The organism is Bradyrhizobium sp. Mp19 (genome assembly GCF_029952935.1).
Classification (GTDB): Bacteria; Pseudomonadota; Alphaproteobacteria; order Rhizobiales; family Xanthobacteraceae; genus Bradyrhizobium; species Bradyrhizobium elkanii.
In genome coordinates, this window is sequence record NZ_JASAUT010000064.1 from 19,275 (window position 1) to 44,666 (window position 25,392).

The window sequence follows — 25,392 nt, forward strand, 5'->3', positions numbered from 1 at the left end:
CACTTCTCTGAACTACGTAGTCGCTCACGCCTGGCTGGCGATCTCCTTGCCGAGCGCGGCCTGCGCTGCGGCGAGACGCGCGATCGGCACGCGATAGGGCGAGCACGAGACGTAATCGAGCCCGACCTCGTGGCAGAACGCGACCGACGCGGGATCGCCGCCGTGCTCGCCGCAGATGCCGACCTTGAGGCGCGGCCGCGTCTTGCGGCCGCGGGTGACGCCGATCCTGACGAGTTCGCCGACGCCGTCGCGATCGACCGAGATGAACGGATCGATCTCGAGGATGCCCTTGGCGACATAGGTGCCGAGGAAGCTCGCGGCGTCGTCACGGCTGATGCCGTAGGTGGTCTGCGTCAGATCGTTGGTGCCGAAGGAGAAGAACTCCGCGGTCTCGGCCACCTCGCCCGCCATCAGGCAGGCGCGCGGCAGCTCGATCATGGTGCCGACCTGGTAGCTCAGCTTGACGCCGGTTTCCTTCATCACCGCGTTGGCGGTCGCATCGATCCGCGCCTTGACCAGATCGAACTCGGCCTTGGTCGCGATCAGCGGCACCATCACCTCGAGACCGACCGGCTTGCCGGTGCGCTTGCCGGCCTCGACGGCGGCCTCGAAGATCGCGCGCGCCTGCATCTCGGCGATCTCCGGATAGGCGATCGCAAGACGGCAGCCGCGGAAGCCGAGCATCGGGTTGAACTCGGAGAGTTCGCGGGCGCGGTCGGCGAGCTTGCGCGGATCGGTGTTCATGGCGCGCGCCACTTCCTCGATCTCGGCCTGGGTGTGCGGCAGGAACTCGTGCAGCGGCGGATCGAGCAGGCGGATCGTGACGGGCAGGCCCTGCATGATCTCGAACAGTTCGACGAAGTCGGCGCGCTGCATCGGCAGCAGCTTCGACAGCGCGGCGCGGCGCGACTGCTCGTCCTCGGAGAGGATCATCTCGCGCACGGTGCGGATGCGGGTCTCCTCGAAGAACATGTGCTCGGTGCGGCAGAGGCCGATGCCCTCGGCGCCGAACTTCACCGCGGTGCGCGCGTCATCGGGCGTGTCGCCGTTGACGCGGACGCCGAGCTTGCGGACCTCGTCGGCCCAGCCCATCAGCGTGCCGAACTCGCCGGACAGCTCCGGCTCGATCATCGGCATGCGGCCGGCCAGCACCTGGCCGACCGAGCCGTCGATGGTAATGACGTCGCCGGTCTTGAAGGTGCGCGAGCCCACGCTCATGGTGCCGCGGCCGTAATCGACGCGGATGGTGCCGCAGCCGGAGACGCAGGGCTTGCCCATGCCGCGCGCGACCACTGCCGCGTGCGAGGTCATGCCGCCGCGGGTGGTGAGAATGCCTTCCGCGGCGTGCATGCCGTGGATGTCCTCCGGGCTGGTCTCGATGCGGACCAGGATGACCTTGCGTCCGTCGGCCTGCAGCTTGGCCGCTTCGTCCGACGAGAACACGATCTCGCCCGAGGCGGCGCCAGGCGACGCCGGCAGGCCGGTCGCGATCACGTCGCGCTTGGCGGCCGGATCGATGGTCGGGTGCAGCAGCTGGTCGAGCGAGGCCGGATCGATCCGCGTCACCGCGTCCTTGCGCGAGATCAGGCCTTCATTGGCGAGCTCGACCGCGATGCGCAGCGCCGCCTTCGCGGTGCGCTTGCCGCCGCGGGTCTGCAGCATCCACAGCTTGCCCTGCTCGACCGTGAACTCCATGTCCTGCATGTCGCGGTAATGCTTCTCGAGCAGCGTGTAGATCCGCGTCAGCTCCTTGAACGCGACCGGCATCGCGGCTTCCATCGACAGCTTGTCGGAGCCGGATTCCTGGCGCGCTTCCTCGGTGATGTCCTGCGGCGTACGGATGCCGGCGACGACGTCCTCGCCCTGCGCATTGATCAGGAACTCGCCGTAGAGCTTGCTCTCGCCGGTCGAGGGGTTGCGGGTGAACGCGACGCCGGTCGCCGAGGTCTCGCCCATGTTGCCGAACACCATCGCCTGCACGTTGACGGCGGTGCCCCAGGATTCCGGAATGTCGTGCAGCTTGCGATAGGTCACCGCGCGGGCATTCATCCAGGATGAGAACACCGCGCCGATCGCGCCCCACAGCTGATCGTGCGGATCCTGCGGGAAGTCGTGGCCGGTCTCCTTGGCGACGGCCTCCTTGTACTTGCCGACCAGCTCGACCCAGTCGTCGCCGGTGAGGTCGGTGTCGAGCGAATAGCCCTGGCCGTCCTTGAAGGTGTCGAGGATGTCCTCGAAGTGATGATGCTCGAAGCCGAGCACGACGTCCGAATACATCGTGATGAAGCGGCGATAGCTGTCATAGGCGAAGCGACGGTCGCCGGAGAGTTCGGCGAGCGCCTCGACAGTGCTGTCGTTGAGGCCGAGGTTGAGTACGGTGTCCATCATGCCCGGCATCGAGGCGCGCGCGCCCGAGCGGACCGAGACCAGCAGCGGGTTCTTGGCGTCGCCGAACGTCTTGCCGGTCAGCTTGCCGACATAGTCGAGCGCCTTCTCAACCTGTGCTTTCAATTCCTTCGGATACGTCTTGTCGTGCTCGTAGAAATAGGTGCAAACCGAGGTCGGAATGGTGAAGCCGGGAGGCACCGGCAGGCCGAGATTGGCCATTTCCGCGAGGTTGGCGCCCTTGCCGCCGAGCAGATTGCGCAAGGTCGCCTGGCCCTCGGCCTTGCCGTCGCCGAACGTATAGACCCACTTGCCGGCCTTGATCGCAGCCGGGGCCGCCTTCTTCGCAACGGCCTTCGCCGGCGCCTTGTTGGCCGGCTTCGCGGCCGGCTTTGCAGCCGATTTGGGGGCGGCTTTCGGCGCCGCCTTCGGGGCGCTCTTCTTCAGCGCCTTGCGCACTGGTGCGGCCTTGCGGGCTGCGGCGGAGGGCTTTGATTTCGCTGCTGTTTTCTCGGCAGTTTTCTTGGACTTCGCGACGGCTTTGGCCATGTCAGACAACAATCCGAAAAGAGGGGTCGAAGATGCGCGCCTTACACCATTTTGAGGGGTTCCGCGCAAGCCGCGAAACCCCGCTTTCCCGCTAGAGGTGCAGCCAGCGCAGCAGACCCATCCCCACGAGCCCGACGAAGATCAGATAGATCGCGACGATGTAATTCAGGAGCCGCGGCATGATCAGGATCAGGACGCCTGCGATCAGAGCCACGATAGCAGGCAGATGCCCAGCGGTGATGGTCATTGAAGTTGTCTCCGGGGTTTCTTGGAAGAGCGAATCGAGCGGCAGTTTATCCGCTGAGGGGGTTCCCACATCAAGACGCCCGCGCGGCCTGAGAGTTCCCGTAACTCACGAAAATTGCTCCAAATTGCCGCGTATATGGCGGCGGTTTTCCGGAACATCACCGCAGCCGATGCATTGGCTCGCCGTGCGCATCGGCGAAGGCTGGCGCGCACCGAAAAAGAATGGAGCGAGCCATGCGAAACAGAATACTTGCCGTTGCAGCGGTTGCTGCTGCGATCACGGTGCCGGCTGTTGCCGCACAGGCCCAAACCGTTGGCGTCGTCCGCGGTGGCCCGCCGGTTGCAGTCGATGATGACGAGGGCATTACTGTCGAGCAGCGTCCGGCCTTCCGCGAGTACATCGTGCGCGAGCGCGTGCCGAACTACACGGTTCCGGATCGCATCGTGGTCGGCACCGTGCTGCCGGACGCCGGCGTGACCACTTACGACGTGCCGCAGCGGTTCGGCGCGACGCCCTATCGTTACACCGTCGTGAACGGTGAGACCGTTCTGGTCGAGCCGCGTTCGCGACGGATCGTTCAGGTGGTCGACTAGATCAACGTCAGCACGATCGCCTGAACGACAGTCCGGGCGCCGCGCAAGCGGATGTGCGCGAGGATCGACCGGACCAGAAAGCCCCGTCCGGCCTCCCCTCCGGGCGGGGCTCTTCCGTCGTGTTGTGATCGTCGTGTTGTGATGAGTTCCGGCGGCTGGTCTTGACGCGCTTTCTTCACGTTCTTCACGCAACCCGCTGCGCGCTTCGCTTCAGTGTCGAGTGGGTTACGATTTGAGGATCGAGAGCAGCGTCGAGGTCGACTTGTAGCTCTTGATCGCAGCGTCCTGGAAATCCTGCGTCCAGTTGGTCGCCTGGCGCTCCTCCGCGCTCATCGAGGAATATTGCTTGAGGATGCCGAGGCTGAACTGGCGCGGATCGCCGGCGGTCTGGCTCTGCTTCAGCGCGTCGAGCACGGCGAGACGCGTCCGCGTATTGAGTTCCTGCTTGGCCGCGAAGATCTCCTCGGTGGAGAACTTCTTGTCCTGGTTCAGCGAGATCGCCGAGAGCGAGCGGTTGTCGAGCGAGGAAAGGTCGGCGAGCTGTCCGGTCTTGCGGCGGGAATCGTAGACCAACTCCTTGCCGGTCTTCGCCGCCTCGCTCTTCTGCCGATCGAGGAAGGCGCGCACGTCGCCGGCGATGCTGCTGAAGTCGCGCGTCGTGCTCTTCGTGGGAGGCGCCGTCCCCGCCAGTGCGGCCGCGATCGGATCGCCGGAAATTCCAGATGGCGCCGTGTTGGGATCTTGCTGCGTCGCCTGATAGCCCTTCAGCACCGCGGCGCGTTGGTTGGCCCAGGTTGCGGTGGCCTTCTCCTCATCGCTCGCCCCATCGAGATAATCGAGCGCGGCCTTGTAGCTGACGCTGTAGTCGCCCGTCAGGCGCGTGGTCGCCAGCGACGGTTTCAACGCCTTGTCGAAGCGCTGCTTCAGCTCGGTGGCCGCAACCGCCTGCTCGTCCGGCGTGAACTTGCCGCCATTGTTGGTCGAGATCGCAAACAGCGAGCGACGGTCCAGCGTCGAGAGATCGATGGTGGTCTTGCCGTCGACGATCGGTGCCTTGACGCCGGCGACCGTGTAGAGCCGGTCGAGCGTGATGCGCGCGTCGCTGGTGACGGTGGCAGAATCCGGCAGCGGCGCCTTGGCGAGTTGCGCGCGGGCGGCGTCCGACAGCGTGAGGTTGGTTGCGGCGTTGGATGTCGAGGACGCCGACAGATCGCCGGCGGTGCCGTCGCCCGACAAGGTCGCCGCCAGCGAGGGCGTCGCTGCTGCCCGCGCATAGGCCGAACCATATTGGGCGTAGGGATTGGGCGTGGTGCCGATCGAGGTCATCGGGCGGTCCCTGCATTGGCGCGAGGGGCGATGTCTTAAGAAATCGTTGCTTCGTCAGGACCTTCGCAGGGCATGGTTAACAAATTGCAAATTGTGTCGAAATATTTCCATCGCGACGCAACTCGCTGCGTCGGCGGCCTATTTGTCGACGACCCAGGCGTGGCGGCGCTGGGTAAAGACCGATTGCGACGGCGCGGGAAAATCGGGATCCGCGAAGGCGCCGACCGCAACGCCGATCAGATCCGGCGCGCGGCCCGGCTCCCAATAGACCGACGATCCGCAAGTCGGACAGAAGTGAAACACCACGGTAGACCCGCTGCCGCCGACCCGGCTGTACTGCCGCGCGTCGCCTTGCCGCTCGACATCGGCGCGCGCAAAGAACGCCGCGACGCCATAGGTGCTGCCGGTGCGCTTCTGGCACTCCAGGCAATGACACAGCGATACGTTGAGGGGCTCGCCCTGACAGGTGACGCGGAGCCGTCCGCAGGCACATGTCGCGACCCGCGTCATCATCCCCCGCCCCTGCCGGCGACCAGCCGGTGAATGACCTTGCCAGACGAGGCACTGACGACTTCCGCGTCGAGCAGCAATTCGGCCGCGGCCAGCTCAGCCCGCACCAGTGCGGTATCGAACGCCGCATAGAGCCGGCCATGCGCATCGCGCGCATCGTCACCTCTGGTGACGCGCCAGCTCAGATAGAACACGCCGCCGGGCTTCACGAGTTCGAGCATGCGGCGGACTGATGGCGCGATCAGCGCGTGATCGAGATGCATGATCACGGTCTCGCACAGCACATTGTCGAAGCTGTTGGCGGCGATGCCGGACAGGTCAGGCAATTCGGCGCGGGTGAAGCGCAACGTCGGATAGCGGGCGCGGGCCTCCGCGAGCAGGCCCTCGGAGGCGTCATAGCCTTCGGCCGGAAAGCCGTGGGCATTCAGCCAAGCCACCTCGCGGCCGCTGCCGCAGCCGATATCGGCGGTCGCGCCGCCCTCGATGAAGAATTGCCCGACGATCTCCTGCAGATCGACCGGCGCCGGCTGTTCGTGCCAGTCCTGCGCAAACGCCGCCGCATCCTTGTCGTAAGCGGCGAGCGTCGCGCGGTCCATCGATCAGCCCTCGATCCTGGAGAAATCCGCCACCGCACGCGTCGCGGCGCGGATCTCGTTGAGGAGCTTCAGGCGGTTTTCGCGCACCTTCGGATCGTCGTCGTTGACCTTGACCTTGTCGAAGAACGCATCGACCGCCGGACGCAGCTTGGCCATCGCGCTCATCGCGGCGGCGAAGTCTTCCTTGGCGACGGCGGCGGAGGCCTCGGCCTTCACCTGGTCGATCGCCTTGGCCAGCGTCTTCTCTTCATCGAGCTTGTAGAGCGCGGCGTCGGGCGCGCCGTCGAAGGTCCGCTTGTCCTTCTTCTCCTCGATCGCGAGAATGTTGCTGGCGCGTTTCGTGCCAGCGAGCAGGTTTTTGCCGTCGTCGCTGTCGAGGAATTTGCCGAGCGCCTCGACGCGCCGAACGACGAGCAACAGATCGTCCTGGCCACCAAGCGAGAACACGGCATCGACGAGATCGTGCCGCGCGCCCTGCTCGCGGAGCTGGACCTTCAGGCGGTCGGCAAAGAAGGCGAGCAGATCGTTCGGCAGTGTTTCGGCATCGGCCTTGAGCGACAATCCGAGCAACGCGGATTTGGCCGTCTTCAGGATCGGCAGGCGCAGCGTATTCTCGACGATCAGCCTAATCGCGCCGAGCGCCGCGCGACGCAGCGCGTACGGGTCCTTCGATCCGGTCGGCTTCTCATCGATCGCCCAGAACCCCGCGAGCGTATCCAGCTTGTCCGCCAGTGCCACCGCGACGCTGACCGGATCGGTCGGCACGCGATCGGTCGGCCCCTGCGGTTTCCAGTGCTCCTCGCTGGCGGCCGCGACGGAGGCATCCTCGCCCTGCGCCAGCGCGTAGTACTTGCCCATCAAGCCCTGCAACTCCGGGAATTCGCCGACCACTTCGGTCAGCAAATCCGCCTTGGCGAGGCGCGCGGCGCGCCTGGTTTTCGCGACATCGGCGCCGACCAGCGGCGCGATCTCGGCGGCGAGCCGCTCGATCCGATTGATCCGCTCCGCCTGGGTGCCGAGCTTCTCATGGAACACGATCTGCTCGAACTTCGGCAGCCGGTCCTCGAGCTTGGTCTTGAGGTCCGTCTCGTAGAAGAACTTCGCGTCCGACAGCCGCGGACGGATCACGCGCTCATTGCCGGCGACGATGGTCTTGCCGCCGTCGGGCGCCTCGATGTTCGCGGTCAGCACGAACTTGTTGGTCAGCTTGCCGGTCTTGGTATCCCTGACCACGAAGCACTTCTGGTTGTTACGGATAGTGGCGCGGATCACCTCGTCGGGGATCGACAGGTATTGCTCCTCGAACGATCCCATCATCACGACCGGCCATTCGACGAGGCCGGAGACCTCGTCGACCAGCACCTGATCCTCGACCAGTTCGAGGCCCTGCGCGAACGCCAGTTCCTTGGCGTCCTCGAGGATGATGTCCTTGCGCGCCTGCGGATCGAGGATCACCTTGGCAGCCTTCAGCTTGGCCTCGTAATCCTCGAAGCGGCGCACGGAGATCGCACCCGGCGCCATGAAGCGATGGCCATAGGTGGTCTGCCCGGCCTCGATGCCGTCGACCGAGAACTTGACGATGTCGGGCTCCTCGGTCTCCAGACCGAAGGTCGCGGTGATGGCGTGCAGCGGGCGCACCCAGGTGAGCGAGCCTGATTTGGCCGAGCGCGCGCCCCAGCGCATCGACTTCGGCCAGGGGAAGGTGCGGATGATCACCGGCAGCATTTCCGCGATCACGTCGATCGCGGCGCGGCCGGGCTTTTCGATCAGCGCGATGTAGAAGTCGCCCTTCGGATCTTTCTGGATCTTCGCTTCATCCAGCGATTTGAGACCAGTCGCTTTCAGAAAGCCCTGCACCGCCGCATCCGGGGCGCCCATCTTCGGGCCGCGACGTTCAGTCTTCAGATCAGGCTGGCGCGCCGGAATCCCGTGCACGGTGAGCGCCAGACGGCGCGGGGTCGCGAACGCCTTGGCGCCTTCATAGACCAGGCCTTCGGCGACCAGCTTGTCGGTCACCATGCGGCGCAGATCGTCGGCCGCCTTGGCCTGCATGCGCGCGGGAATTTCTTCGGAGAACAGCTCGAGGAGAAGATCGGGCATCAGGCCGCCCTGCCCGTTTCAGTGTGGATCCATGCCTCGCCGCAGGCCTTCGCCAGGTCGCGCACGCGCCCGATATAGCTCTGCCGCTCCGTCACCGAGATGACGCCGCGGGCGTCGAGCAGGTTGAACACGTGGCTCGCCTTGATGCACTGGTCGTAGGCCGGCAAGGCCATCAGATGTTCCTTACTGTTGCCACCTTCGCGCCAGCCGGCGGCGAGATATTTGCGGCAGGCCTCTTCCGCCATCCTGAACTGCTCGAACAGCATCGCGGTGTCGGCATGCTCGAAATTGTGCCGCGAATATTCCTGCTCGGCCTGCAGGAAGACGTCGCCATAGGTGACCTTCTCGGCTCCCTCGCGGCCGTTGAAGTTGAGGTCATAGACGCGGTCGACGCCCTGCACATACATCGCGAGCCGCTCGAGCCCGTAGGTCAGTTCGCCCGCGACCGGTGCGCATTCGACGCCGGCGACTTGCTGGAAGTAGGTGAACTGCGACACCTCCATGCCGTCGCACCAGCATTCCCAGCCCAAGCCCCAGGCGCCGAGCGTCGGGCTTTCCCAGTCGTCCTCGACGAAGCGGATGTCATGGACGGCGGCGTCGATCCCGATCGCGGCCAGCGACTTCAGGTACAGGTCCTGAAGGTTCGCCGGCGACGGCTTCATGATCACCTGGAACTGGTAGTAGTGCTGCAGGCGGTTGGGGTTTTCGCCGTAGCGGCCGTCCTTGGGCCGCCGCGAGGGCTGCACATAGGCCGCGTTCCAGGGTCTTGGCCCCAGCGCGCGCAGCGTGGTCGCGGGATGGAAGGTGCCGGCGCCCATTTCCATGTCGTAGGGCTGCAGGATGACGCAACCCTGCTCGGCCCAGAACCGCTGGAGGGCCAGGATGAAGCCCTGGAACGAACGTTCCGGGCGCATGTGGTCAGGCAGGGCGTCCATCGTTGGAATCGATCTCGCGGAGGGGTGTGAGGCGCGCGGGACCGTATCGGCGGCAGCCAATGGAATCAAGGCGATGGGAGATGTTTAGCGTCATTCCGGGATGGTCCGAAGGACCAGACCCGGAATCTCGAGATTCCGGGTTCGATGCTGACGCATCGCCCCGGAATGACCACGATGTTAGCCCGGGCGATAGGCCCCGGTCACGGGGTCGCGGCGCAGGGTCTTGATTTCGCCCGCGCGGGTGGCCTCGGCCACGCGGGACAATCGCGCCTCTTCGAGTTCCTGGTTGATCCGGACGGCCGTCTTGTACGCCCAGCGGACCACGGCCAAGCTTCCCAAGACGCCTGCGAATGCAATCAGCGGCGGCATCGGTCGATCCTTGTCGTTCACGTCTGTCAGGCCCCCAATGCCAAGCATTCTCGCGCAAGGTGGCCTGCGCCGCAATCGCGGTTTTGGGACTAAATGGCGCGCTCACATCCCTGTGTTCACAGCCCGAATCTGGCCCAAATCGCACGGGTTTCCAGCGCCGAGATCACCTCGTCCGGCAGCGCGGCCAGCCCATCCAGCGCCGCCAGCGACCCTGCCCCCGGCGCCCGTCGGCCGAGCAGGCCGGACAGCAAGCCGCTGGCCGGCGCAATCACCGGGGTCAGCACCTTGTCGCCATAGCGGGCCCGCAGCGTGGAGCGGATGTCGCCGATGCCATCGGCGAGCCCGAGACCGATCGCGGTATCGCCGGCCCAGTACTCACCGGTGAACAGCACGTCGTCGGCGCCATTGAGCCGGCTGCCGCGGCTCTGCCTGACCAGCGCGATGAAGATCGCATGGATCTCGCGCTGGATCGCCTTCAGCCGGGCGACGTCGTCGGGGTTCTCGGGAAGGAAGGGGTCGAGCATCGCCTTGTGGCTGCCCGCCGTATAGAGCCGGCGCTCGACCCCGATCTTCTTGATCAGCCCCTCCAGGCCAAAGCTGCCGCCGACCACGCCGATCGAGCCGAGGATCGAGGACGGATCGCAATAGATCTCATCGCCCGCGCAAGCGATCATGTAGCCGCCGGAGGCCGCGACGTCCTCGACGAACACCAGCACCGGGAGCTTCTTCTCCGCGGCGAGTTGCCGGATGCGCAAATAGATCTGCCGCGACTGCACCGGCGAGCCGCCGGGCGAATTGATCACCAGCGCCACCGCCTTGGCATTCCGCGTACCAAAGGCGCGCTCCAGCATCTTGGCGACGCCGGAGAGTGTCATGCCGGGCCGCAGCGGCGTCACCGCACCGATCACGCCTGCCAGCCGCACCACCGGCACGACGGCCGCGCCGCGCCTGAAGCGCGCCGGCAACATTGCCTGCACGCGTTCGAGCAGTCCCGAACGTCCAGCGTGATCACTTCTTTGTTCACTCATGCCGTTACCTCGAATTAACCACTTTTTATCACGCCACTGTCATTGGAATCCGTGGAACGCGTTTTGCATTTTGTCATTGGGGCTGCAATGCGCGAGCGGAGAGGGACTCATGAAAATCTATCTGCTGATTTTGCTGATCGGTACACTCCTGGCGGCGATCCACTTCACGTCCACGCCGGACCGCCAGTCGGAAACGGCTTCGCAGTGATTTAGTGCCTCTGACGACGTGGGCAGCGCCCTGCCCGCTAGCGCCGCGCCAGCGGCAACTCCCCCTTCCCAGCCAACACCTCCTGCACCCATTTATTGGGCACGCCTGACTCTTCATTGAGCAGCAGTGCGGCATGGAGCCGCGTCGGCGCCCGGCCGCCCTTGGTCGCCCGCACCAGGATTCGGATCGCCGGCGAGGTCGCATCGCCGTGGACCGGCAGGATCTCGACACTGCCAAAGCCGCGGTCCAGCGCGGCCAGCACCTCGGCAATGCCGTCGGCCCGCCAGATCAGCGCAAGCTGCCCGTTCGACTTGAGAATCCGCCGCGCCGCGTGAACCCAGCCGGCCAGCGTGGTCGTGGTCGCGACATGGGCGCGCTCGCGTACACCGTCCGGCGAGGCGCGATGCCGCGACGGATCATTGAACGGCGGGTTCATCAGCACGACGTCAGCGCTATCGGGCCCGAGGCCGGAATCATCGAAGGCCGCGGCGCCGGCTTCGACATCAAGCACGATCACCTCCGCCATTATCGCGTTGGTGCCGGCATTATTCCGCGCAAGCTCGGCCAGGGCCGGGTCGATTTCGACCAGAACGAGATCGATCCCCCTCACCCGCCGCGCCACCGCCAGCCCCGCGGCGCCCACGCCGGAGCCGAGATCGACGACGCGGTCGCCCGATCGAGCCGGCGTCGCCGCGGCGAGCAGGATCGCGTCATGGCCGGCGCGGTGGCCGCTGCGGGGTTGCCGCAGGCGCAATTGGCCACCGAGAAATCCGTCCTCGGTGATCTCGGCCGCCGGAGACTCCTTTTTTGACGCGTTTTCTTCACGCGAACCGGGGTCCACTTCGCTTGAAAACGTTCTAATCATCGGCCCGCAATTCGTGGCCGAGGCCGGCATCGGTCAGGAGCTGGCGGGCCTCGTGGTTGTCGTCCTCATGCACCAGGATCCGCCGCGGCAGCACGCCGAGCGAGCCCTCAATGATGCTCATGTTCTGGTCCAGCACCAGATGATGGATGTTAGCGCTGTCGAGCAGCGCGCCAATGGCGGAGACCAGCACCATGTCATTGGTCCGTACCAATTCCCGCAAAATACGCTCTCCTGTCGCCCCGGCTGTGCGGCACTTGCGCCACATGTCAATAACTTGATGGCCTTGCCGCTGCACCGCGCAGTTTCTATTGTTATAGCTGAGCATAGTGCGTATTCGGCAAAATTGGAGACCAGCGTGGCGGTTATTGTACCCTTCGAAAGCCCGTCCAATGCTTCGATCGACGGGCTGGTGGGACTTGTCGCCGCCGACATGGAGCGCGTCAACGCGACGATCCTTTCGCGGACCGGCTCCGAGGTCACCATGATCCCCGAGGTCGCCAACCATCTGATCTCCTCCGGGGGCAAGCGGTTGCGCCCGATGCTGACGCTGGCGATGGCCCAACTCGCGGACTATTCCGGCGACGGCCATATCAAGCTCGCCGCCGCGGTCGAATTCATGCACACCGCGACCCTGCTGCATGACGACGTGGTCGACGAGAGCGAACTGCGCCGCGGCAAATTGTCCGCGCGGATGCTGTGGGGCAACGAGGCCAGCGTGCTGGTCGGCGACTTCCTGCTCGGCCAGGCGTTCCGGATGATGGTCGAGGTCGGCTCGCTCCGCGCGCTCGACATCCTGTCCGCCGCCGCCGCCACCATCGCCGAGGGCGAGGTGATGCAGCTTGCCGCCGCCAAGAATACCGCGACCACCGAGGACGAATATCTCGCCGTGATCCGCGGCAAGACGGCGGAGCTGTTCGCCGCGGCCTGCGAGGTCGGCCCGGTGATCGCCAACCGTCCGAAGGCCGAGCAGACCGCGTGCCGCTCGGTCGGCATGAATCTCGGCATCGCCTTCCAGCTCGTCGACGACGTGCTCGACTATGGCGGCAAATCCGCAAAGCTCGGCAAGAATGTCGGCGACGATTTCCGCGAGGGCAAGATCACGCTCCCGGTGGTGCTCGCCTTCCGCCGCGGCAATGACACCGAGCGCAAGTTCTGGATCCGCGCGCTGGAGCGCGGCGAGATCGGATCCGCTGACCTCGACCACGCCATCGGCCTGATGACCAAGCACCGCGCCCTCGAAGACACCATCAGCCGCGCCCAGCACTACGGCGCGATGGCCGTCGACGCGCTGGCGCTGTTCCCGCCCTCACCGATGAAGACGGCGCTGGAAGAGGTCGTCGCATTCTGCCTGGCGCGCTCTCATTGATCTAGGCACTCGCGAGCAACAAGACGGTGTCGTCCCTGCGAAAGCAGGGACCCATACGAGCACGTACGCTGCTCTCACCCCGTCATCCTGAGGAGCGCGTAGCGCGTCTCGAAGGATCGACGGCCACCAGCCGGGCCGCGCATCCTTCGAGGCTTGCTCCGCTCGCACCTCAGGATGACGGGGTAACTGTCGCGCAATTTGAAACGGCGCTGAGGATGCGACACCGCATTCTCGCAACATGATTTGCCAGAGCTTGTCGCGAAAGCAGGGACCCATACGCCGCGGCGGGCGTTGTAGGCGGGATTCGTCGTTCCAACGTCGCGCAACAACCATCCGTGGTTATGGGTCCCTGCTTTCGCAGGGACGACACCAGGGTTTGCTGCACCGGCGCCCGCTACTCCTTCACCGGCACCCAGATCTCCAGGCCGCCATTGCCGGTGCTCGCATCGAACTTCTCGTCGTAGCGCTCGAAGTTCGGCGCGTCCGCGACCTTCATACCGGATTGCGGCAGCCAGCGATTCCAGATCGTGTTGACGGTGCGGCGGATGGTCGAGATGTGGTCGGCGTGGGTGAACACGACGTATTTCTGCTCGGGAATCCGGACGCGCGCGAACTCGCGCGGCAGGTCGGAGAAATCGGCGACCTCGACGCCGGCGATGTAATCGAAATTGCCGGCATCGTCGCCGTTGCAGCAGACGCCATAGGCGACGTTGCCGACCTGGCGGGGGATATGCGCGCATTGCTGGTGGAAGCCCTGCCACTGCTTCGGAATGCCGGCACCGCTGCCATTGTCGTGATTGTAACGCTCGCCGATGCCGGCGACGAGGAACGCCTTTCCGGTGGCAATGCGCGGCGGATCGATGTGGTCGAGAGCTGTCGAGATCATGGTGATCGGCTCCTGGAGATTGAGCTTCGTCAGGCACGTTGTCGCGCGCACCGTCTCGGGCGTGACGCCGAAATGGTCGCGAAACGCGCGGGTGAATGCTTCGTGGGAGCCGTAATCCGCATCCAGCGCGAGGCTGAGAATATCGGGCGCACCGGCCGCGAGTTGGCGCGCGGCTTCGCTGAGGCGGCGCGCCCGCACATAACGCATCACCGAGAACCCGGTCGCTTCCGCGAACGCACGTACCAGATGGAAGCGCGAGACGCCCGCAACGGCGGCAATCTCGTCGAGCGTCAGCGGCGCGCCGAGATGGCTTTCGATGTACCAGAGCGCCTTCTGGGCTGGATTCATGGACGACGGCCTTCCTGCAAAGCTCGGGCATCATGCACGGCTGCCGCGCGCGGCATTTGACAGTCCTTGCTGCCCTGCGGCGAAACTGTGGTTCCGCTCCACGGAAATTTACCCGCAAAGCCGTCGCTAGCAACAATGTTGCAATCGTGCATACTCGCCGACGCATCGATCCGACGGCTCACCAAGCTGCCCGATAATCAAGACTGCAAGAGCCGCGGCCAGCATGTCAGGGAGGACAATGATGCACCACCAACGCTTGAGCTATGCCAACTGCGTCAAGTCCGCGGCGCTTGCGGGGCTTTTGACGATCGCCTTCGCAAGCGCAGCCAACGCGCAGAAGAAATACGATCCGGGCGCAACCGACGCCGAAATCAAGGTCGGCAACATCATGCCCTATTCCGGTCCGGCGTCCGCCTACGCCACGATCGGCAAGACCGAAGCCGCCTATTTCAACAAGCTCAACAGCGAAGGCGGCATCAACGGCCGCAAGGTCAACTTCATCTCCTACGATGACGCCTACTCACCGCCGAAGATGGTCGAGCAGGCCCGCAAGCTGGTCGAGAGCGACGAGGTGCTCCTGATCTTCAATCCGCTGGGCACGCCGGGCAATACCGCGATCCAGAAATACATGAACTCCAAGAAGGTGCCGCAGCTGTTCGTCTCCACCGGCGCGGCCAAGTGGAACGATCCGAAGAACTTCCCGTGGACCATGGGCTGGCAGCCGAGCTACCAGGTCGAAGCGCGCATCTATGCCAAGTACATTTTGCAGAACTATCCGGGCAAGACCATCGGCGTGCTCTATCAGAACGACGATTTCGGCAAGGACTATCTGATCGGCCTGCACGACGGGCTCGGCGACCAGGCCAAGAAGCTGATCGTCGTCGAATCCTCCTACGAGACCTCGTCGCCGACGGTGGATTCGCAGATCGTGCAGATCAAGGGCGCCAACCCCGACATCTTCGTCAACATTGCAACGCCGAAATTCGCGGCGCAGGCGATCAAGAAAGCCGCCGAGCTCGACTGGCATCCGGTGCAGTTCCTGACCAACGTCTCCGGCTCGATCGGCGGCGTGATGAAGCCGGCCGGCTATGAAGCGAGCCAGGGCGTGCTGTCCACGGCGTATCTCAAGGACCCCAAGGATACCGAGTGGAAGAACGATCCGGCGATGACCGAGTGGCGCGCCTTCATGACCAAGTGGTATCCCGAAGGCGACCTCGACGACGCCGCGACCGTATTCGGCTATGGTGTCGCCAAGGGGCTCGAGCAGGTGTTGCGGCAATGCGGCGACAATCTTACCCGCGAGAATCTGATGAAGCAGGCGGCCAGCCTCAACTTCGAGATCGGCATCTATCTGCCCGGCACCAAGATCAAGACCGGGCCGGACGACTATGCGCCGATCGAGCAGTTGCAGATGATGCGCTTCAAGGGCGAGAGCTGGGAGCGGTTCGGCCCCATCATGAGCGGCGAGAAGAGCAGTTGAGGGCTTTCCTCCACAACTTTGCGGTTCGTGATGCCCGGCCGTGCGCCGGGCATCCACGTCTTCGACATGATTCACGAGCAAGACTTGTCGCAAGCAAGACTCGTTACGAGCAAGATTTGCGATGGCCGGAACCCAGACCAGCCGAAGCGACGCCGTTCTTCAGGCTCAAATGTCCGGCCACCACGAATTCCAGGCACATCCTGCGATCGGAAGGACAACAACAATGAAAATCACCGACGTCCGCGCCCACCATATCCGCATTCCCTATGACGCCGGGCCCGCGAGCTTCCGCCAGGGAGCTTCCGCGATCTCGGCGCTCGACATGGTGCTGGTCGAGGTTTCGACCGATGCCGGCCTCACCGGCTGGGGCGACGCGTTCGCCTATGTCTGCCCGAAGACGAGTTGCACGGCGGTGGCCGAGATGATCGCGCCGCAGGCGCGCGGCCTCGAGGTGCCCGACGCCGCCAGCATCCCCGCCGCGATGGAGCAGATCCAGCGCAACCTGCATCTGTTCGGCCGCTACGGCATCACGATGTTTGCGATCTCGGCGCTCGACATCGCGCTGTGGGATCTCGCCGGCAAGGTGAAGGGCGTGCCGCTGCATCAACTGATCGGCGGCGCGAAGCGCAGCACGATCCCGGCCTATGCGAGCCTGATGCGGATCGGCAATCCGGCGCATATCGCCGCCGAATGCAAGAAGGCGATCAAGCTGGGCTATTCCGCGATCAAGCTGCACGAGACCACCGTGCCTGCGGTGGCCGCCGCGCGCGAGGCGATCGGCCCCGGCGTGCCGCTGATGGTCGACATGAACTGCCCGCTGGACGGACCCGCGGCGATCCAGTTCGCGCGCGACTGCAAGCAGGCCGCGCCGCTGTTCCTGGAGGAGCCGGTCTGGCCGCCGGAGGATTTTGCGACGCTCGCCGAGGTGCGCAGAGAAGGCCGGCTCGATATCGCGGCCGGCGAGAACGCCTGCACCGTGCATCAATTCCGCCAGATGATGACCGCGGGCGCGGTCAGTCACGCGCAGCCCTCCGTGATCAAGGTCGGCGGCATCACCGAATTCCTCAGGGTGGCCGTCCTCGCCGACGAGTTCGGCGTCCAGGTGATTCCGCACTCGCCCTATTTCGGGCCTGGTTTCCTCGCCACGCTGCATCTGATGGCGATCCGCGACGCGGGGCTGATCGAGGTGTTCTTCATGAAGCGTCCCGCCTGCCTGTGGGGCGACCGCATCGACGTCGACGCCAACGGCCATGTCGCCGTGCCGCAGGGCCCCGGACTCGGTTACGAGCCGGATCGCGACGTGATGGAGAAGTATCGGGTGGCGTAGCTGAGACACGCTTCCTGTCATTGCGAGGAGCGAAGCGACGAAGCAATCCATCGTTCCGCAGGCGCGGTGGGATGGATTGCTTCGCTTCGCTCGCAATGACGGTTTTCTACTTCGTCCCGTCCTTCGCGGCGGGCGCGGCATCCTTCGCCGGCGGCGCGCCGGCCTTCTTCTTCAGGTCCTCAGTGAGCTTGACCTGCGCGGCCTGCAGATCGGTGACGAGCTTCTGCAGACTGGCCGCTGCGCTCTGCAAGCTCGCGATCTGCCGGTTGGCGGCGTCGAGCTTCTGCTGATGATCCGATGTGAGCTTGTTGATCCTCTTCTGCAGGAAATCGATATTGCTCTGCAGACAGCTCGTGCGCCGCTCCATGGTTTTCTCGACGGTGCAGATCTCGATGCCGGGAACGTCCTGCGCATGCGCGGTTGCGGCGACGCCGAGTGCAAGCGGAGCCAGCAAGGCGAGAACAAAACGAGCGGTCATCGGCGTCTCCAGGCAAATGCGTCATTCACAGTTTTGTGCTCGCGACGCTGAAAGCGAGGCAGACATACCACACTGAAACCGCATTCAAGCGGTGTGCTTCACCCATTACGGGACTACTCGTGGGGACGGGGGCCTCGGAACTTGTTTGGTTCGATCCCTTTTGGCTCGGCCTTGGGCAGTGGAGACAGATCGCATGGCAACGCGCGAAAAACGGATGGCGCAATTCGACGGCAATGGCGAACCTGCGCCGGAACAGCGCGTGGAAGTACTTTGTGAGGATCATAGCGGAACGTATCAGCTGCCGTTCGCCTGCCGCTTCGTCAACGGCCAGTGGCGCAATGACACCACCGGCGGCGCGCTGGAAGCCAACGTCATCGCCTGGCGGAAGCCGCGCGAGAAGCAGGCGGGCACGGGCATGGCCTGAGGCCGGCACCGGCGCGCGCTGTTTCAAAACGCGACGCGCGCGCACCGTGCCTTAAGATTTGGAACGCGGGTGGAACGAACCGCGTCCGAATCACTGATCGAGCGGCGTACTGCGTTGTTCACGGCTAGATGTGGTCATCAGCCCGAGGCTGCGCACCACATACAGAAGCATGACGATCGGCCGCAGCCAGCGGCCGATAACAAAGGTTAACTCCTCCGCAGACGACATTGCGATCCCTCCTCTCTGTCCTGCCTGGCGATCATTTCCACGGCGTGATCGGCGGCACCGTTTCGGTCGCCGGCGGCACATCCACGGTCTTGAAATCGGCCGGGCTGACGATCTCGAGGTATTCCATGTCCTTCGAGTAATCGAACAGGTAGTGGGTGATGCCGGGACGCTGATGGATGACGTCGCCGGCCTCGACCAGCGTCTCCTTGTCCTCGTACATGAAGCGCGCCCAGCCCTTGGTCATGATGACGATCTGAAAATCGCACAGATGCTTGTGCCAGCCGGTGCCCTGCTCCGGCGGCATGTCGGGATTGGCCTTGACCAGGTGGCAGATCACCTGCCCGCTGGTGGCATCGGCGATGCCGAGATCGCGATACAGGAAGAAGTCGCGCAGACCTCCGCCCTTGAACTCGGTGTCACCGGGTTTGACGTGGGAAAATTTGCTGACGACGGCGTGCTGGTTCATTTCAAGCCTCCACGGTTCTCGTGTTCGCGAGATCGCGGCGCGGCTCAGCGTCCAAATTTTCGGCAGCGTCGCATCGTCGCGGTCACAGCTCGGTCATTGCCATGCGAAATCCTTGCCAGCCGGGTTGGGCTGCGGCGAACCGTCTCGCCATGCGCTGATATCGCCGCGGAAGCATTTGGAGCGAGGCGCGAATTTGCGCTTCGACGGCTGTCATGCACACCCGTCGCGTGGCGCCGATGCCTGACGCCGACGGCACGTCCATTGAGCAAGGCTTGCCTCGTGCTTGAGCCGCCGATGCAGGCAGGCCGGCCCGGGCGCTGCCTAATATTCGACCTCGAGCTCCTCGACGTCGGCCGGCTCCGCCTTCGCGGCCTCGATCCATTCCTGCATCTCGGGCATCGTCATGATGGTGCTGGCATACACCGCAAGCGCAGGCTCGAGCTTGACGTCATAGGTCATGAAGCGGGTCACGACCGGCGCATACATCGCGTCCGCCATGGTGCGGCGTTCGCCGAACAGGAACGGCCCGCCCGATGAGCCGAGGCAGTCGCGCCAGATGGTGCAGACGCGGTCGATGTCGGCCTGCGCCCGCGACCAGATCTTGAAGCCGGGAAAATGGCCCTTGAGATTGACCGGCAGCGACGAGCGCAGCGTGGTGAAGCCGGAATGGATTTCGCCCGAGATCGAGCGGCAATGCGCGCGCTGGATCCGGTCTTCCGGCAACAGCCCGGCATGCGGCATGATCTCGTTGAGATACTCGCCGATCGCCAGCGTATCCCAGACCGTCGCACCGTCGTGGCGCAGGCAGGGCACCAGGATCGAGGACGACAGCAGCAGCAGCTCGGCGCGGGCCGACGGGTCGTCGGGCGCGGTGACCACCTCCTCGAACTCGAGCCCGGCGAATTTCGCCAGCAGCCAGCCGCGCAGCGACCAGGAGGAGTAATTCTTGCTGCTGATGGTGAGTGTCGCTTTCGCCATATCGGTCCCTCACGCCTGAACGCGTCCTCAGCTCCCGGACATCGCGCGCCGGTTCAGCCGCCGCGCACCCGGCGCCATCGGTTTTTGCAGCAAGCCACGTGCCAATTTGCCGGGCGGCCGGCACCGCCTCTGGCGTCGATATTGCATGGCAAGCCGGGCCACGGGTGGATGCGTATGATGTCAATGCTGTACCAAGCCTATCAGAACCACATGGACCTCACCGCGCCGTGGCGAACCGGCGCCGCGGCGGCGTTGCGCTATCTCAATCTGGTGCCGCGCGGCGCTTCCTACCGGACGTTCGGCCGGCTCGCCGCCGCGCTCGAGCTGATCTCGCGCTCCAGCCTGAGCTACGCCCGTCCCGACTACGGCATCGGCAGCGTGACCGTCGGCAACAGGGAGTTGGAGGTGACGGAGGAGGTCGCCTATGCGACGCCGTTCGGCTCGCTGCTGCATTTCAGGAAGGTGGACGGACCGGAGCAGCCGCGGCTGTTGCTGGTGGCGCCGATGTCCGGGCATTTTGCCACGCTGCTGCGCGGCACCGTGAAGACGCTGCTGCAGGACCACGACGTCTACATCACCGACTGGCACAACCCGCGCGACATCCCGCGCAGCAAGGGCCGCTTCGGGCTCGAGGATTACACCGACCATCTGATCGACTTCCTCGGCCAGCTCGGCCCGCGCGCGCATATGGTGGCGATCTGCCAGCCTTCGGTGTCGGCGCTGGCGGCCGCCGCGATCATGTCGGAGGATAATCATCCGGCGCGGCCGGCCTCGCTCACCCTGATGGCCGGGCCGATCGACACAAGGATCCAGCCGACCAAGGTGAACGAATTCGCCAAGAGCAAGCCGATCAAATGGTTCGAGGACAATCTGATCAATTACGTGCCGATGCAGTGCAAGGGCGCGTTGCGTCAGGTCTATCCCGGCTTCGTGCAGCTCACGGCGTTCGTGTCGATGAATCTGGAGCGGCACATCAAGCAGCATATCGATCTGGCCGATCATCTCGCCAAGGGCGAGACCGCCAAGGCCGCGGTGATCAAGACCTTCTACGACGAGTATTTCGCGGTCATGGACCTGCCGGCGGAGTTTTACATCGAGACGGTGCGCGACGTGTTCCAGGAGCATCTGTTGCCACAGGGCATGCTGATGCATCGCGGCCGCCCGGTGAATCCGGCGGCGATCCGGCGCATGGGGTTGATGACGGTGGAAGGCGAGAAGGACGACATCTGCTCGATCGGCCAGACGCTCGCCGCGCAAGACCTCTGCACCGGCGTTCGCACCTATCGCAAGGTGCATCACATGCAGGCCGGCGTCGGCCATTACGGCGTGTTCTCCGGCAAGCGCTGGAACAACGAGATCTATCCGCTGCTGCGCGATTTCGTGCATGTGAATTCGTGACGGCGCGACGACGCTCTTTCCCCGTCATTGCGAGCCAACGGGTCGCGCGAACGCGCGCCCGATGACAGGCTCCGCGAAGCAATCCATCGCTCCATGCATGCGGAACGATGGATTGCTTCGTCGCTTCGCTCCTCGCAATGACGGCGTGGCGCTAGCCATGCCTGCCCTCGCGCAGTAGTCTCCCCGGCCACGACGACCCGCTTCCGAAGAATCGTCCAGGGAGAAACTCCATGCGCGCGCCTACCGCCTTCCGTGCCCTCACACTCGCCGTCATCGGCGCCCTCGCCTTCACCTCAGCCGTATCCGCCGCCGAAGTCCATGTCATGATCTCGGGCGGGCTGACGGCGGCCTACAAGGCGCTGGTGCCGGAGTTCGAGCGCAAGACCGGGCACAAGGTGGTGACCGCCTTCGGGCCGTCGATGGGCACCACGACCAATGCCATTCCGGTACGGCTGGAGCGCGGCGAGCCGGCCGACGTGCTGATCATGGTCGGCTATGCGCTCGGCGATCTCATCAAGCAGGGCAAGGTGGTGGCCGACAGCCGCGTCGACCTCGTGAAGTCGCCGATCGGGATCGCGGTGAAATCAGGCGCGGCGAAGCCCGACATCGGCTCGGCCGACACCGTCAAGCAGGCGCTGCTGGCGGCGAAATCGGTCGCCTATTCGGACAGCGCCAGCGGCGTCTATGTCTCGACCGAGATGTTCGCAAAGCTCGGCATCGCCGATCAGATGAAGGACAAGGCGCGGATGATCCCGGCGACCCCGGTCGGCGAGATCGTCGCCAAAGGCGAGGCCGAGATCGGCCTGCAGCAGATCTCCGAGCTGAAGCCGGTGACCGGCATCGACATCGTCGGCCCATTGCCGGAGCCGTTGCAGAAGATCACGGTGTTTTCCGCCGGGATCGCGACGGTTTCAAAGGAGCGTGAGGCCGGCAAGGCGCTGATCAGCTTCCTCGCCTCATCAGATGCGCGCGACGCGCTGGTGAAGAGCGGCCTCGATCCGATCGCGGCGGGTGGGACGCACTGAAGTCGGCCTCCCTCCCTCTCCCCGTCATCCTGAGGCGCGAGCGGAGCGAGCCTCGAAGGATGAATCGGCCACCAGCGGGCCGTTCATCCTTCGAGACGCGCTACGCGCTCCTCAGGATGACGGGAAGAGGGCCGGCTATCCGCTACCGCAAGTGATGCGCGCCGTAGGCCAGCAGCACCACCACGACCAGCGCCAGCAGCAGCGTGGTCGACTTCCAGAACAGCACCGGGTTGCGCTCGATCAGCGGGGTCGATGACGTCGTCAGATATTTTGCGTTGGGATTGCGCAGGTCGAACAAGAATTCCGAAAAGCTCTCGTAGCGCTTGAGCGGATTGGCGTGCACGGCGCGCTCCAGCGCGCCGTCGACCCAGGTCGGGACGTCGCGGCCGCCATGCGCGGCCGGCCGGTAAGCCAGCCGGTTGAAGTCGGCTCGTGTGCGGGCCCGCGCGATCTGCGCGCCATAGGGCAAGCGTCCCGTCAGCATCTGGTAGGTGACGACGCCGAGCGAGAACAGATCGGAGCGCGCAGTGCCGCCCTCGCCGAGGAAATATTCCGGCGCGGTGTATTGCTGGGTGCCCAGGATGTCCTCGACGCCCGCCGGCACCGCGTCTGCGACACCCGCAATCCGGGTCGAGCCGAAATCGATGATCTTCACCGTGCCGGTCCTGTCGATCATGATGTTGTCGGGCCTGACGTCCTGATGCAGCATCTCCTTGCGGTGAAAGGCGCGCAGCCCTTTTGCAATTTGCTCGGTGATGTCGCGCACCGTCTCCAGCGCCGGTGCTGGATTGTCCGTGATCCACTGCGTCAGGGTCTGACCGTCGATATATTCCATCGTGACGTAGAGGAAGTTGCGCTTGCGCTGCGGCAGAAACGGCTTCAGCACATGCGGGCTGTCGATCCGCCGAGCGACCCACTCCTCCATCACAAAGCGCTTCAGATAGGCCGGATCGTCGCGCAGGTCGATCGAGGGGATCTTGATCGTGACCGTGGTGGCGCTGTCCTCATCGACCGCGAGATAGATGTGGCTGCGGTGCGATGCGTGCAGCTCGCGCACGATGCGATAGCCGTCGAACAGCATCCGTGCGTCGAGCAGCGGCGGCAGCGGCAGTTCGGTCGGCTGGCCGAACACCTCGCCGGCATCGCCGTCGGGCAATTCGTCGATCCGGACGATCTGCACGGTGAGATTGTCCGGGCTGCCGTTCTCATAGGCCTGTTCGACGATCGACTTCGCGGCAACATCGAGATCGGCGGCGCCGTCTTTGATCGCCTTCGCCAGCTGCCGCGCCGGGACATGCTCGTAGATCCCGTCGGTCACCAGCAGGAAGATGTCGCCGCGCTCCAGCGGGAGAGCCTGGTAGTCGATCTCGAGCTGCGGGTTCACGCCGAGCGCGCGGCCGAGATAGCTCTGCTGCGAGGAGATCACGACGCGGTGGTCGTTGGTCAGTTGCTCGAGGCTGTTGCCGGCGACGCGGTAGATCCTGGAGTCGCCGACGTGGAACAGGTGCGCGGTGGTCGACCGAACGACCAGGGCGCTCAGCGTGCAGACGTAACCCTTGTCCTTGTCGTAGGGATTCTGGCTGCGCCTGGTCTGCGCGTGCAGCCAGGAATTGGTCGCCTCCAGCACGCGCTGCGCCGAGCTCTTCACCGACCAGGATTCCGAGGTGCAGTAATAGTCGGTCAGGAAGCTCTTGACCGCGGACTCGGCGGCAATGCGGCCGACGCTGCTTGAGGAGATGCCGTCGGCGAGCACCACGGCGATGCCCTTCAGGCCGAGCAGCGGCTCGCCGGGGATCAAGGCGCCGTGGAAGTCCTGATTGGCGTCCTTGCGGCCCTGATCAGAGAATTGCCCGACCGATATTGTCAGCGCGCGCGGCATCGACCGTCCCAAAGCCAATGGGGCCCTCCGCGACAGGAGAGCCCCATAAGCTAGCCAGGATCAAGCCGCGAGGCGCTGGCGCTTCGGGGCCGTCTTCACATGCGTGGTGTAGAGCGTGAGCCCGGTGAAGGCGAGACCGCCGGCGAGATTGCCGAGCACGGTCGGGATCTCGTTCCAGATCAGGTAATCCATGATCGAGAACTTCGCATGCAGCATCAGTCCGGACGGGAACAGGAACATGTTCACCACCGAATGCTCGAACACCATGTAGAAGAACACCAGGATCGGCATCCACATCGCGATCACCTTGCCGGGCACCGTGGTGGAGATCATCGCGCCGACGACGCCGGTCGAGACCATCCAGTTGCAGAGCATGCCGCGGATGAACAGCGTGGCCATGCCCGCTGCGCCGTGCGCCGCGTAGCCCAGCGTTCGCCCCTCGCCGATGTTGCCGATGGTCATGCCGACCTTGTCGGGCTCCTGCGTGAAGGCGAACGTCGTCACGAACGCCATCATGAACGCCACCGTGAGCGCGCCGGCAAAATTGCCGATGAACACCAGGCCCCAGTTGCGCAGCACGCCGCCGAGCGTCACGCCGGGACGCTTGTCGAGCAGCGCGAGCGGCGAGAGCACGAACACGCCGGTCAATAGATCGAAGCCCAGCAGATAGAGCATGACGAAGCCGACCGGAAACAACAATGCTCCGACAAGCGGCTGACCCGTATTGACGTTGATCGTCACGGCGAACCAGGCCGCCAGCGCGAGGATCGCGCCGGCCATATAGGCGCGGATCACGGTGTCGCGGGTCGACATGAAGATCTTGGATTCGCCGGCATCCACCATCTTGGTGACGAATTCGGACGGAGCGAGATAGGCCATTCGTAAAATCCCCTTGCGCAATTCGGCCGCGCCGGTTGCCTGCCGGAAGCGACGCGGGTTGGTTGAAATGCTCGTTCGTCCGGGAGATGGGGGGTCAACGATTGCTCGAGACGCCCGGGCCGGGCGCCTTGATCCCCTCGCCTCGGCCAGCGTTGGCCCTTGGCAATCCGGAGGACGGCAGTCGTCATTGACTGGTGCAATCAAAAGCAATGGATGTGCCAAGCGGCGACGCTGGCGGTTGGCTTTAAATCCCTGTTAATACAATGAGTTAGGCTGGTGGCGCAGGAAGCGCGCGGCACGATGGCGCGGAATTATGCAGCATGCCCAGATGTCGCCCAGAGGATGTGCGCCCCTCCATCACCGTCATCCTGAGGAGCCGCGGAGCGGCGTCTCGAAGGATGGACGGCCCGGCTGGTGGCCGTCGACCCTTCGAGACGCGCTACGCGCTCCTCAGAGCTTGTGACCCTATGAGTTGCGAGCGCGGCATTTGCCCTGGTAAGGCGATGGCGCGATCGGAAG

25 protein-coding genes are annotated in these 25,392 nt (G+C 64.7%); 7 read left to right on the forward strand and 18 right to left on the reverse strand.

Annotated elements, in window-relative coordinates; translation table 11 throughout:
* Positions 1-24: 24 nt before the first annotated feature.
* Entirely contained in the window at positions 25-2,934 is a 2,910-nt protein-coding gene (ppdK, locus tag QJT82_RS38455) for a pyruvate, phosphate dikinase (protein ID WP_028343714.1), read from the reverse strand.
* Positions 2,935-3,025: 91 nt separating this feature from the next.
* A complete protein-coding gene (locus QJT82_RS38460; RefSeq protein WP_016844375.1) occupies positions 3,026-3,181 on the reverse strand; it encodes a DUF3096 domain-containing protein in 156 nt (51 codons plus the stop codon).
* 233 nt (positions 3,182-3,414) lie between these two features.
* Between QJT82_RS38460 and QJT82_RS38465 the strand changes: the two genes are divergently transcribed.
* A complete protein-coding gene (locus tag QJT82_RS38465) occupies positions 3,415-3,774 on the forward strand; it encodes a DUF1236 domain-containing protein (protein WP_028343713.1) in 360 nt (119 codons plus the stop codon).
* A 225-nt stretch (positions 3,775-3,999) separates the two neighbouring features.
* Here the strand turns inward: QJT82_RS38465 and QJT82_RS38470 are convergent, their stop codons facing one another.
* From QJT82_RS38470 to QJT82_RS38510, 9 genes are all read right to left on the reverse strand, one after another.
* On the reverse strand, positions 4,000-5,100 hold the full coding sequence (locus QJT82_RS38470) for a hypothetical protein (RefSeq protein WP_028343712.1): 1,101 nt from the start codon (positions 5,098-5,100) through the stop codon (positions 4,000-4,002).
* Between the two features lie 138 nt (positions 5,101-5,238).
* Positions 5,239-5,613: a GFA family protein gene (locus tag QJT82_RS38475; protein WP_028343711.1), complete on the reverse strand. Its 375-nt coding sequence runs from the start codon at positions 5,611-5,613 to the stop codon at positions 5,239-5,241.
* Entirely contained in the window at positions 5,610-6,206 is a 597-nt protein-coding gene (locus QJT82_RS38480) for a class I SAM-dependent methyltransferase (protein WP_028343710.1), read from the reverse strand. Before QJT82_RS38480 ends, QJT82_RS38475 begins: the two co-directional genes overlap by 4 nt.
* Positions 6,207-6,209: 3 nt before the next feature.
* Positions 6,210-8,306, reverse strand: coding sequence for a glycine--tRNA ligase subunit beta (gene glyS, locus QJT82_RS38485; protein WP_028343709.1), 2,097 nt, complete (start codon positions 8,304-8,306; stop codon positions 6,210-6,212).
* Positions 8,306-9,241 (reverse strand): glycine--tRNA ligase subunit alpha, encoded by a 936-nt coding sequence (locus QJT82_RS38490; protein ID WP_028343708.1) that lies wholly within the window; start codon positions 9,239-9,241, stop codon positions 8,306-8,308. The genes glyS and QJT82_RS38490 overlap by 1 nt, the downstream gene beginning before the upstream one ends.
* Positions 9,242-9,418: 177 nt before the next feature.
* A complete protein-coding gene (locus QJT82_RS38495; protein WP_026193154.1) occupies positions 9,419-9,610 on the reverse strand; it encodes a hypothetical protein in 192 nt (63 codons plus the stop codon).
* A gap of 116 nt (positions 9,611-9,726) precedes the next feature.
* On the reverse strand, positions 9,727-10,638 hold the full coding sequence (locus QJT82_RS38500) for a S49 family peptidase (protein ID WP_028343707.1): 912 nt from the start codon (positions 10,636-10,638) through the stop codon (positions 9,727-9,729).
* A 245-nt stretch (positions 10,639-10,883) separates the two neighbouring features.
* A complete protein-coding gene (locus tag QJT82_RS38505; RefSeq protein ID WP_259245177.1) occupies positions 10,884-11,711 on the reverse strand; it encodes a methyltransferase in 828 nt (275 codons plus the stop codon).
* Positions 11,704-11,931 (reverse strand): DUF2007 domain-containing protein, encoded by a 228-nt coding sequence (locus QJT82_RS38510; protein ID WP_026193157.1) that lies wholly within the window; start codon positions 11,929-11,931, stop codon positions 11,704-11,706. Before QJT82_RS38510 ends, QJT82_RS38505 begins: the two co-directional genes overlap by 8 nt.
* 135 nt (positions 11,932-12,066) lie before the next feature.
* Between QJT82_RS38510 and QJT82_RS38515 the strand changes: the two genes are divergently transcribed.
* Positions 12,067-13,077, forward strand: a complete 1,011-nt coding sequence (locus tag QJT82_RS38515; RefSeq protein ID WP_026193158.1) for a polyprenyl synthetase family protein — start codon at positions 12,067-12,069, stop codon at positions 13,075-13,077.
* A gap of 394 nt (positions 13,078-13,471) precedes the next feature.
* On the opposite strand, the gene QJT82_RS38520 is transcribed toward QJT82_RS38515, so the two are convergent.
* Positions 13,472-14,311 carry an AraC family transcriptional regulator gene (locus QJT82_RS38520; protein ID WP_028343705.1) on the reverse strand — a complete coding sequence of 280 codons (840 nt, stop codon included), beginning with the start codon at positions 14,309-14,311 and terminating at the stop codon, positions 13,472-13,474.
* A 238-nt stretch (positions 14,312-14,549) separates the two neighbouring features.
* Here QJT82_RS38520 and QJT82_RS38525 point away from each other — a divergent pair, with 238 nt between their 5' ends.
* Together QJT82_RS38525 and QJT82_RS38530 are read left to right on the forward strand one after the other, a co-directional pair.
* Positions 14,550-15,791, forward strand: a complete 1,242-nt coding sequence (locus tag QJT82_RS38525) for an ABC transporter substrate-binding protein (RefSeq protein WP_051448093.1) — start codon at positions 14,550-14,552, stop codon at positions 15,789-15,791.
* A 223-nt stretch (positions 15,792-16,014) separates the two neighbouring features.
* A complete protein-coding gene (locus tag QJT82_RS38530; protein ID WP_028343703.1) occupies positions 16,015-17,118 on the forward strand; it encodes a mandelate racemase/muconate lactonizing enzyme family protein in 1,104 nt (367 codons plus the stop codon).
* Between the two features lie 106 nt (positions 17,119-17,224).
* Here the strand turns inward: QJT82_RS38530 and QJT82_RS38535 are convergent, their stop codons facing one another.
* Positions 17,225-17,596, reverse strand: coding sequence for a hypothetical protein (locus QJT82_RS38535; RefSeq protein WP_028343702.1), 372 nt, complete (start codon positions 17,594-17,596; stop codon positions 17,225-17,227).
* A gap of 193 nt (positions 17,597-17,789) precedes the next feature.
* Here QJT82_RS38535 and QJT82_RS38540 point away from each other — a divergent pair, with 193 nt between their 5' ends.
* Positions 17,790-18,020, forward strand: coding sequence for a hypothetical protein (locus QJT82_RS38540; protein ID WP_028343701.1), 231 nt, complete (start codon positions 17,790-17,792; stop codon positions 18,018-18,020).
* 90 nt (positions 18,021-18,110) lie between these two features.
* Here the strand turns inward: QJT82_RS38540 and QJT82_RS38545 are convergent, their stop codons facing one another.
* The 3 genes from QJT82_RS38545 to QJT82_RS38555 form a co-directional block, all read right to left on the reverse strand.
* On the reverse strand, positions 18,111-18,248 hold the full coding sequence (locus tag QJT82_RS38545) for a hypothetical protein (protein ID WP_196238224.1): 138 nt from the start codon (positions 18,246-18,248) through the stop codon (positions 18,111-18,113).
* A gap of 31 nt (positions 18,249-18,279) precedes the next feature.
* Positions 18,280-18,714: a cupin domain-containing protein gene (locus QJT82_RS38550; RefSeq protein ID WP_016848368.1), complete on the reverse strand. Its 435-nt coding sequence runs from the start codon at positions 18,712-18,714 to the stop codon at positions 18,280-18,282.
* A 321-nt stretch (positions 18,715-19,035) separates the two neighbouring features.
* Positions 19,036-19,692, reverse strand: a complete 657-nt coding sequence (locus QJT82_RS38555; RefSeq protein WP_028343700.1) for a glutathione S-transferase — start codon at positions 19,690-19,692, stop codon at positions 19,036-19,038.
* Positions 19,693-19,866: 174 nt separating this feature from the next.
* On the opposite strand from QJT82_RS38555, the gene phaZ reads away from it, so the two are divergent.
* Positions 19,867-21,090: a polyhydroxyalkanoate depolymerase gene (phaZ, locus tag QJT82_RS38560; protein WP_028343699.1), complete on the forward strand. Its 1,224-nt coding sequence runs from the start codon at positions 19,867-19,869 to the stop codon at positions 21,088-21,090.
* 230 nt (positions 21,091-21,320) lie between these two features.
* A complete protein-coding gene (locus QJT82_RS38565) occupies positions 21,321-22,115 on the forward strand; it encodes a substrate-binding domain-containing protein (RefSeq protein WP_028343698.1) in 795 nt (264 codons plus the stop codon).
* A 142-nt stretch (positions 22,116-22,257) separates the two neighbouring features.
* Here QJT82_RS38565 and QJT82_RS38570 read toward each other — a convergent pair whose 3' ends face one another.
* Both QJT82_RS38570 and QJT82_RS38575 read right to left on the reverse strand, forming a co-directional pair.
* Positions 22,258-23,994, reverse strand: coding sequence for a bifunctional protein-serine/threonine kinase/phosphatase (locus tag QJT82_RS38570; RefSeq protein ID WP_028343697.1), 1,737 nt, complete (start codon positions 23,992-23,994; stop codon positions 22,258-22,260).
* Between the two features lie 60 nt (positions 23,995-24,054).
* Positions 24,055-24,873 (reverse strand): formate/nitrite transporter family protein, encoded by an 819-nt coding sequence (locus QJT82_RS38575; protein WP_028343696.1) that lies wholly within the window; start codon positions 24,871-24,873, stop codon positions 24,055-24,057.
* Positions 24,874-25,392: the final 519 nt, after the last annotated feature.

Bases quoted from the DNA above. Each gene is read 5' to 3' on its own strand.
- ppdK (WP_028343714.1), bottom strand. From the start codon at position 2,934: ATGGCCAAAGCCGTCGCGAAGTCCAAGAAAACTGCCGAGAAAACAGCA.
- QJT82_RS38460 (WP_016844375.1), bottom strand. From the start codon at position 3,181: ATGACCATCACCGCTGGGCATCTGCCTGCTATCGTGGCTCTGATCGCA.
- QJT82_RS38465 (WP_028343713.1), top strand. From the start codon at position 3,415: ATGCGAAACAGAATACTTGCCGTTGCAGCGGTTGCTGCTGCGATCACG.
- QJT82_RS38470 (WP_028343712.1), bottom strand. From the start codon at position 5,100: ATGACCTCGATCGGCACCACGCCCAATCCCTACGCCCAATATGGTTCG.
- QJT82_RS38475 (WP_028343711.1), bottom strand. From the start codon at position 5,613: ATGATGACGCGGGTCGCGACATGTGCCTGCGGACGGCTCCGCGTCACC.
- QJT82_RS38480 (WP_028343710.1), bottom strand. From the start codon at position 6,206: ATGGACCGCGCGACGCTCGCCGCTTACGACAAGGATGCGGCGGCGTTT.
- glyS (WP_028343709.1), bottom strand. From the start codon at position 8,306: ATGCCCGATCTTCTCCTCGAGCTGTTCTCCGAAGAAATTCCCGCGCGC.
- QJT82_RS38490 (WP_028343708.1), bottom strand. From the start codon at position 9,241: ATGGACGCCCTGCCTGACCACATGCGCCCGGAACGTTCGTTCCAGGGC.
- QJT82_RS38495 (WP_026193154.1), bottom strand. From the start codon at position 9,610: ATGCCGCCGCTGATTGCATTCGCAGGCGTCTTGGGAAGCTTGGCCGTG.
- QJT82_RS38500 (WP_028343707.1), bottom strand. From the start codon at position 10,638: ATGAGTGAACAAAGAAGTGATCACGCTGGACGTTCGGGACTGCTCGAA.
- QJT82_RS38505 (WP_259245177.1), bottom strand. From the start codon at position 11,711: ATGATTAGAACGTTTTCAAGCGAAGTGGACCCCGGTTCGCGTGAAGAA.
- QJT82_RS38520 (WP_028343705.1), bottom strand. From the start codon at position 14,311: ATGAATCCAGCCCAGAAGGCGCTCTGGTACATCGAAAGCCATCTCGGC.
- QJT82_RS38525 (WP_051448093.1), top strand. From the start codon at position 14,550: ATGATGCACCACCAACGCTTGAGCTATGCCAACTGCGTCAAGTCCGCG.
- QJT82_RS38530 (WP_028343703.1), top strand. From the start codon at position 16,015: ATGAAAATCACCGACGTCCGCGCCCACCATATCCGCATTCCCTATGAC.
- QJT82_RS38535 (WP_028343702.1), bottom strand. From the start codon at position 17,596: ATGACCGCTCGTTTTGTTCTCGCCTTGCTGGCTCCGCTTGCACTCGGC.
- QJT82_RS38540 (WP_028343701.1), top strand. From the start codon at position 17,790: ATGGCAACGCGCGAAAAACGGATGGCGCAATTCGACGGCAATGGCGAA.
- QJT82_RS38545 (WP_196238224.1), bottom strand. From the start codon at position 18,248: ATGTCGTCTGCGGAGGAGTTAACCTTTGTTATCGGCCGCTGGCTGCGG.
- QJT82_RS38550 (WP_016848368.1), bottom strand. From the start codon at position 18,714: ATGAACCAGCACGCCGTCGTCAGCAAATTTTCCCACGTCAAACCCGGT.
- QJT82_RS38555 (WP_028343700.1), bottom strand. From the start codon at position 19,692: ATGGCGAAAGCGACACTCACCATCAGCAGCAAGAATTACTCCTCCTGG.
- phaZ (WP_028343699.1), top strand. From the start codon at position 19,867: ATGATGTCAATGCTGTACCAAGCCTATCAGAACCACATGGACCTCACC.
- QJT82_RS38565 (WP_028343698.1), top strand. From the start codon at position 21,321: ATGCGCGCGCCTACCGCCTTCCGTGCCCTCACACTCGCCGTCATCGGC.
- QJT82_RS38570 (WP_028343697.1), bottom strand. From the start codon at position 23,994: ATGCCGCGCGCGCTGACAATATCGGTCGGGCAATTCTCTGATCAGGGC.
- QJT82_RS38575 (WP_028343696.1), bottom strand. From the start codon at position 24,873: ATGGCCTATCTCGCTCCGTCCGAATTCGTCACCAAGATGGTGGATGCC.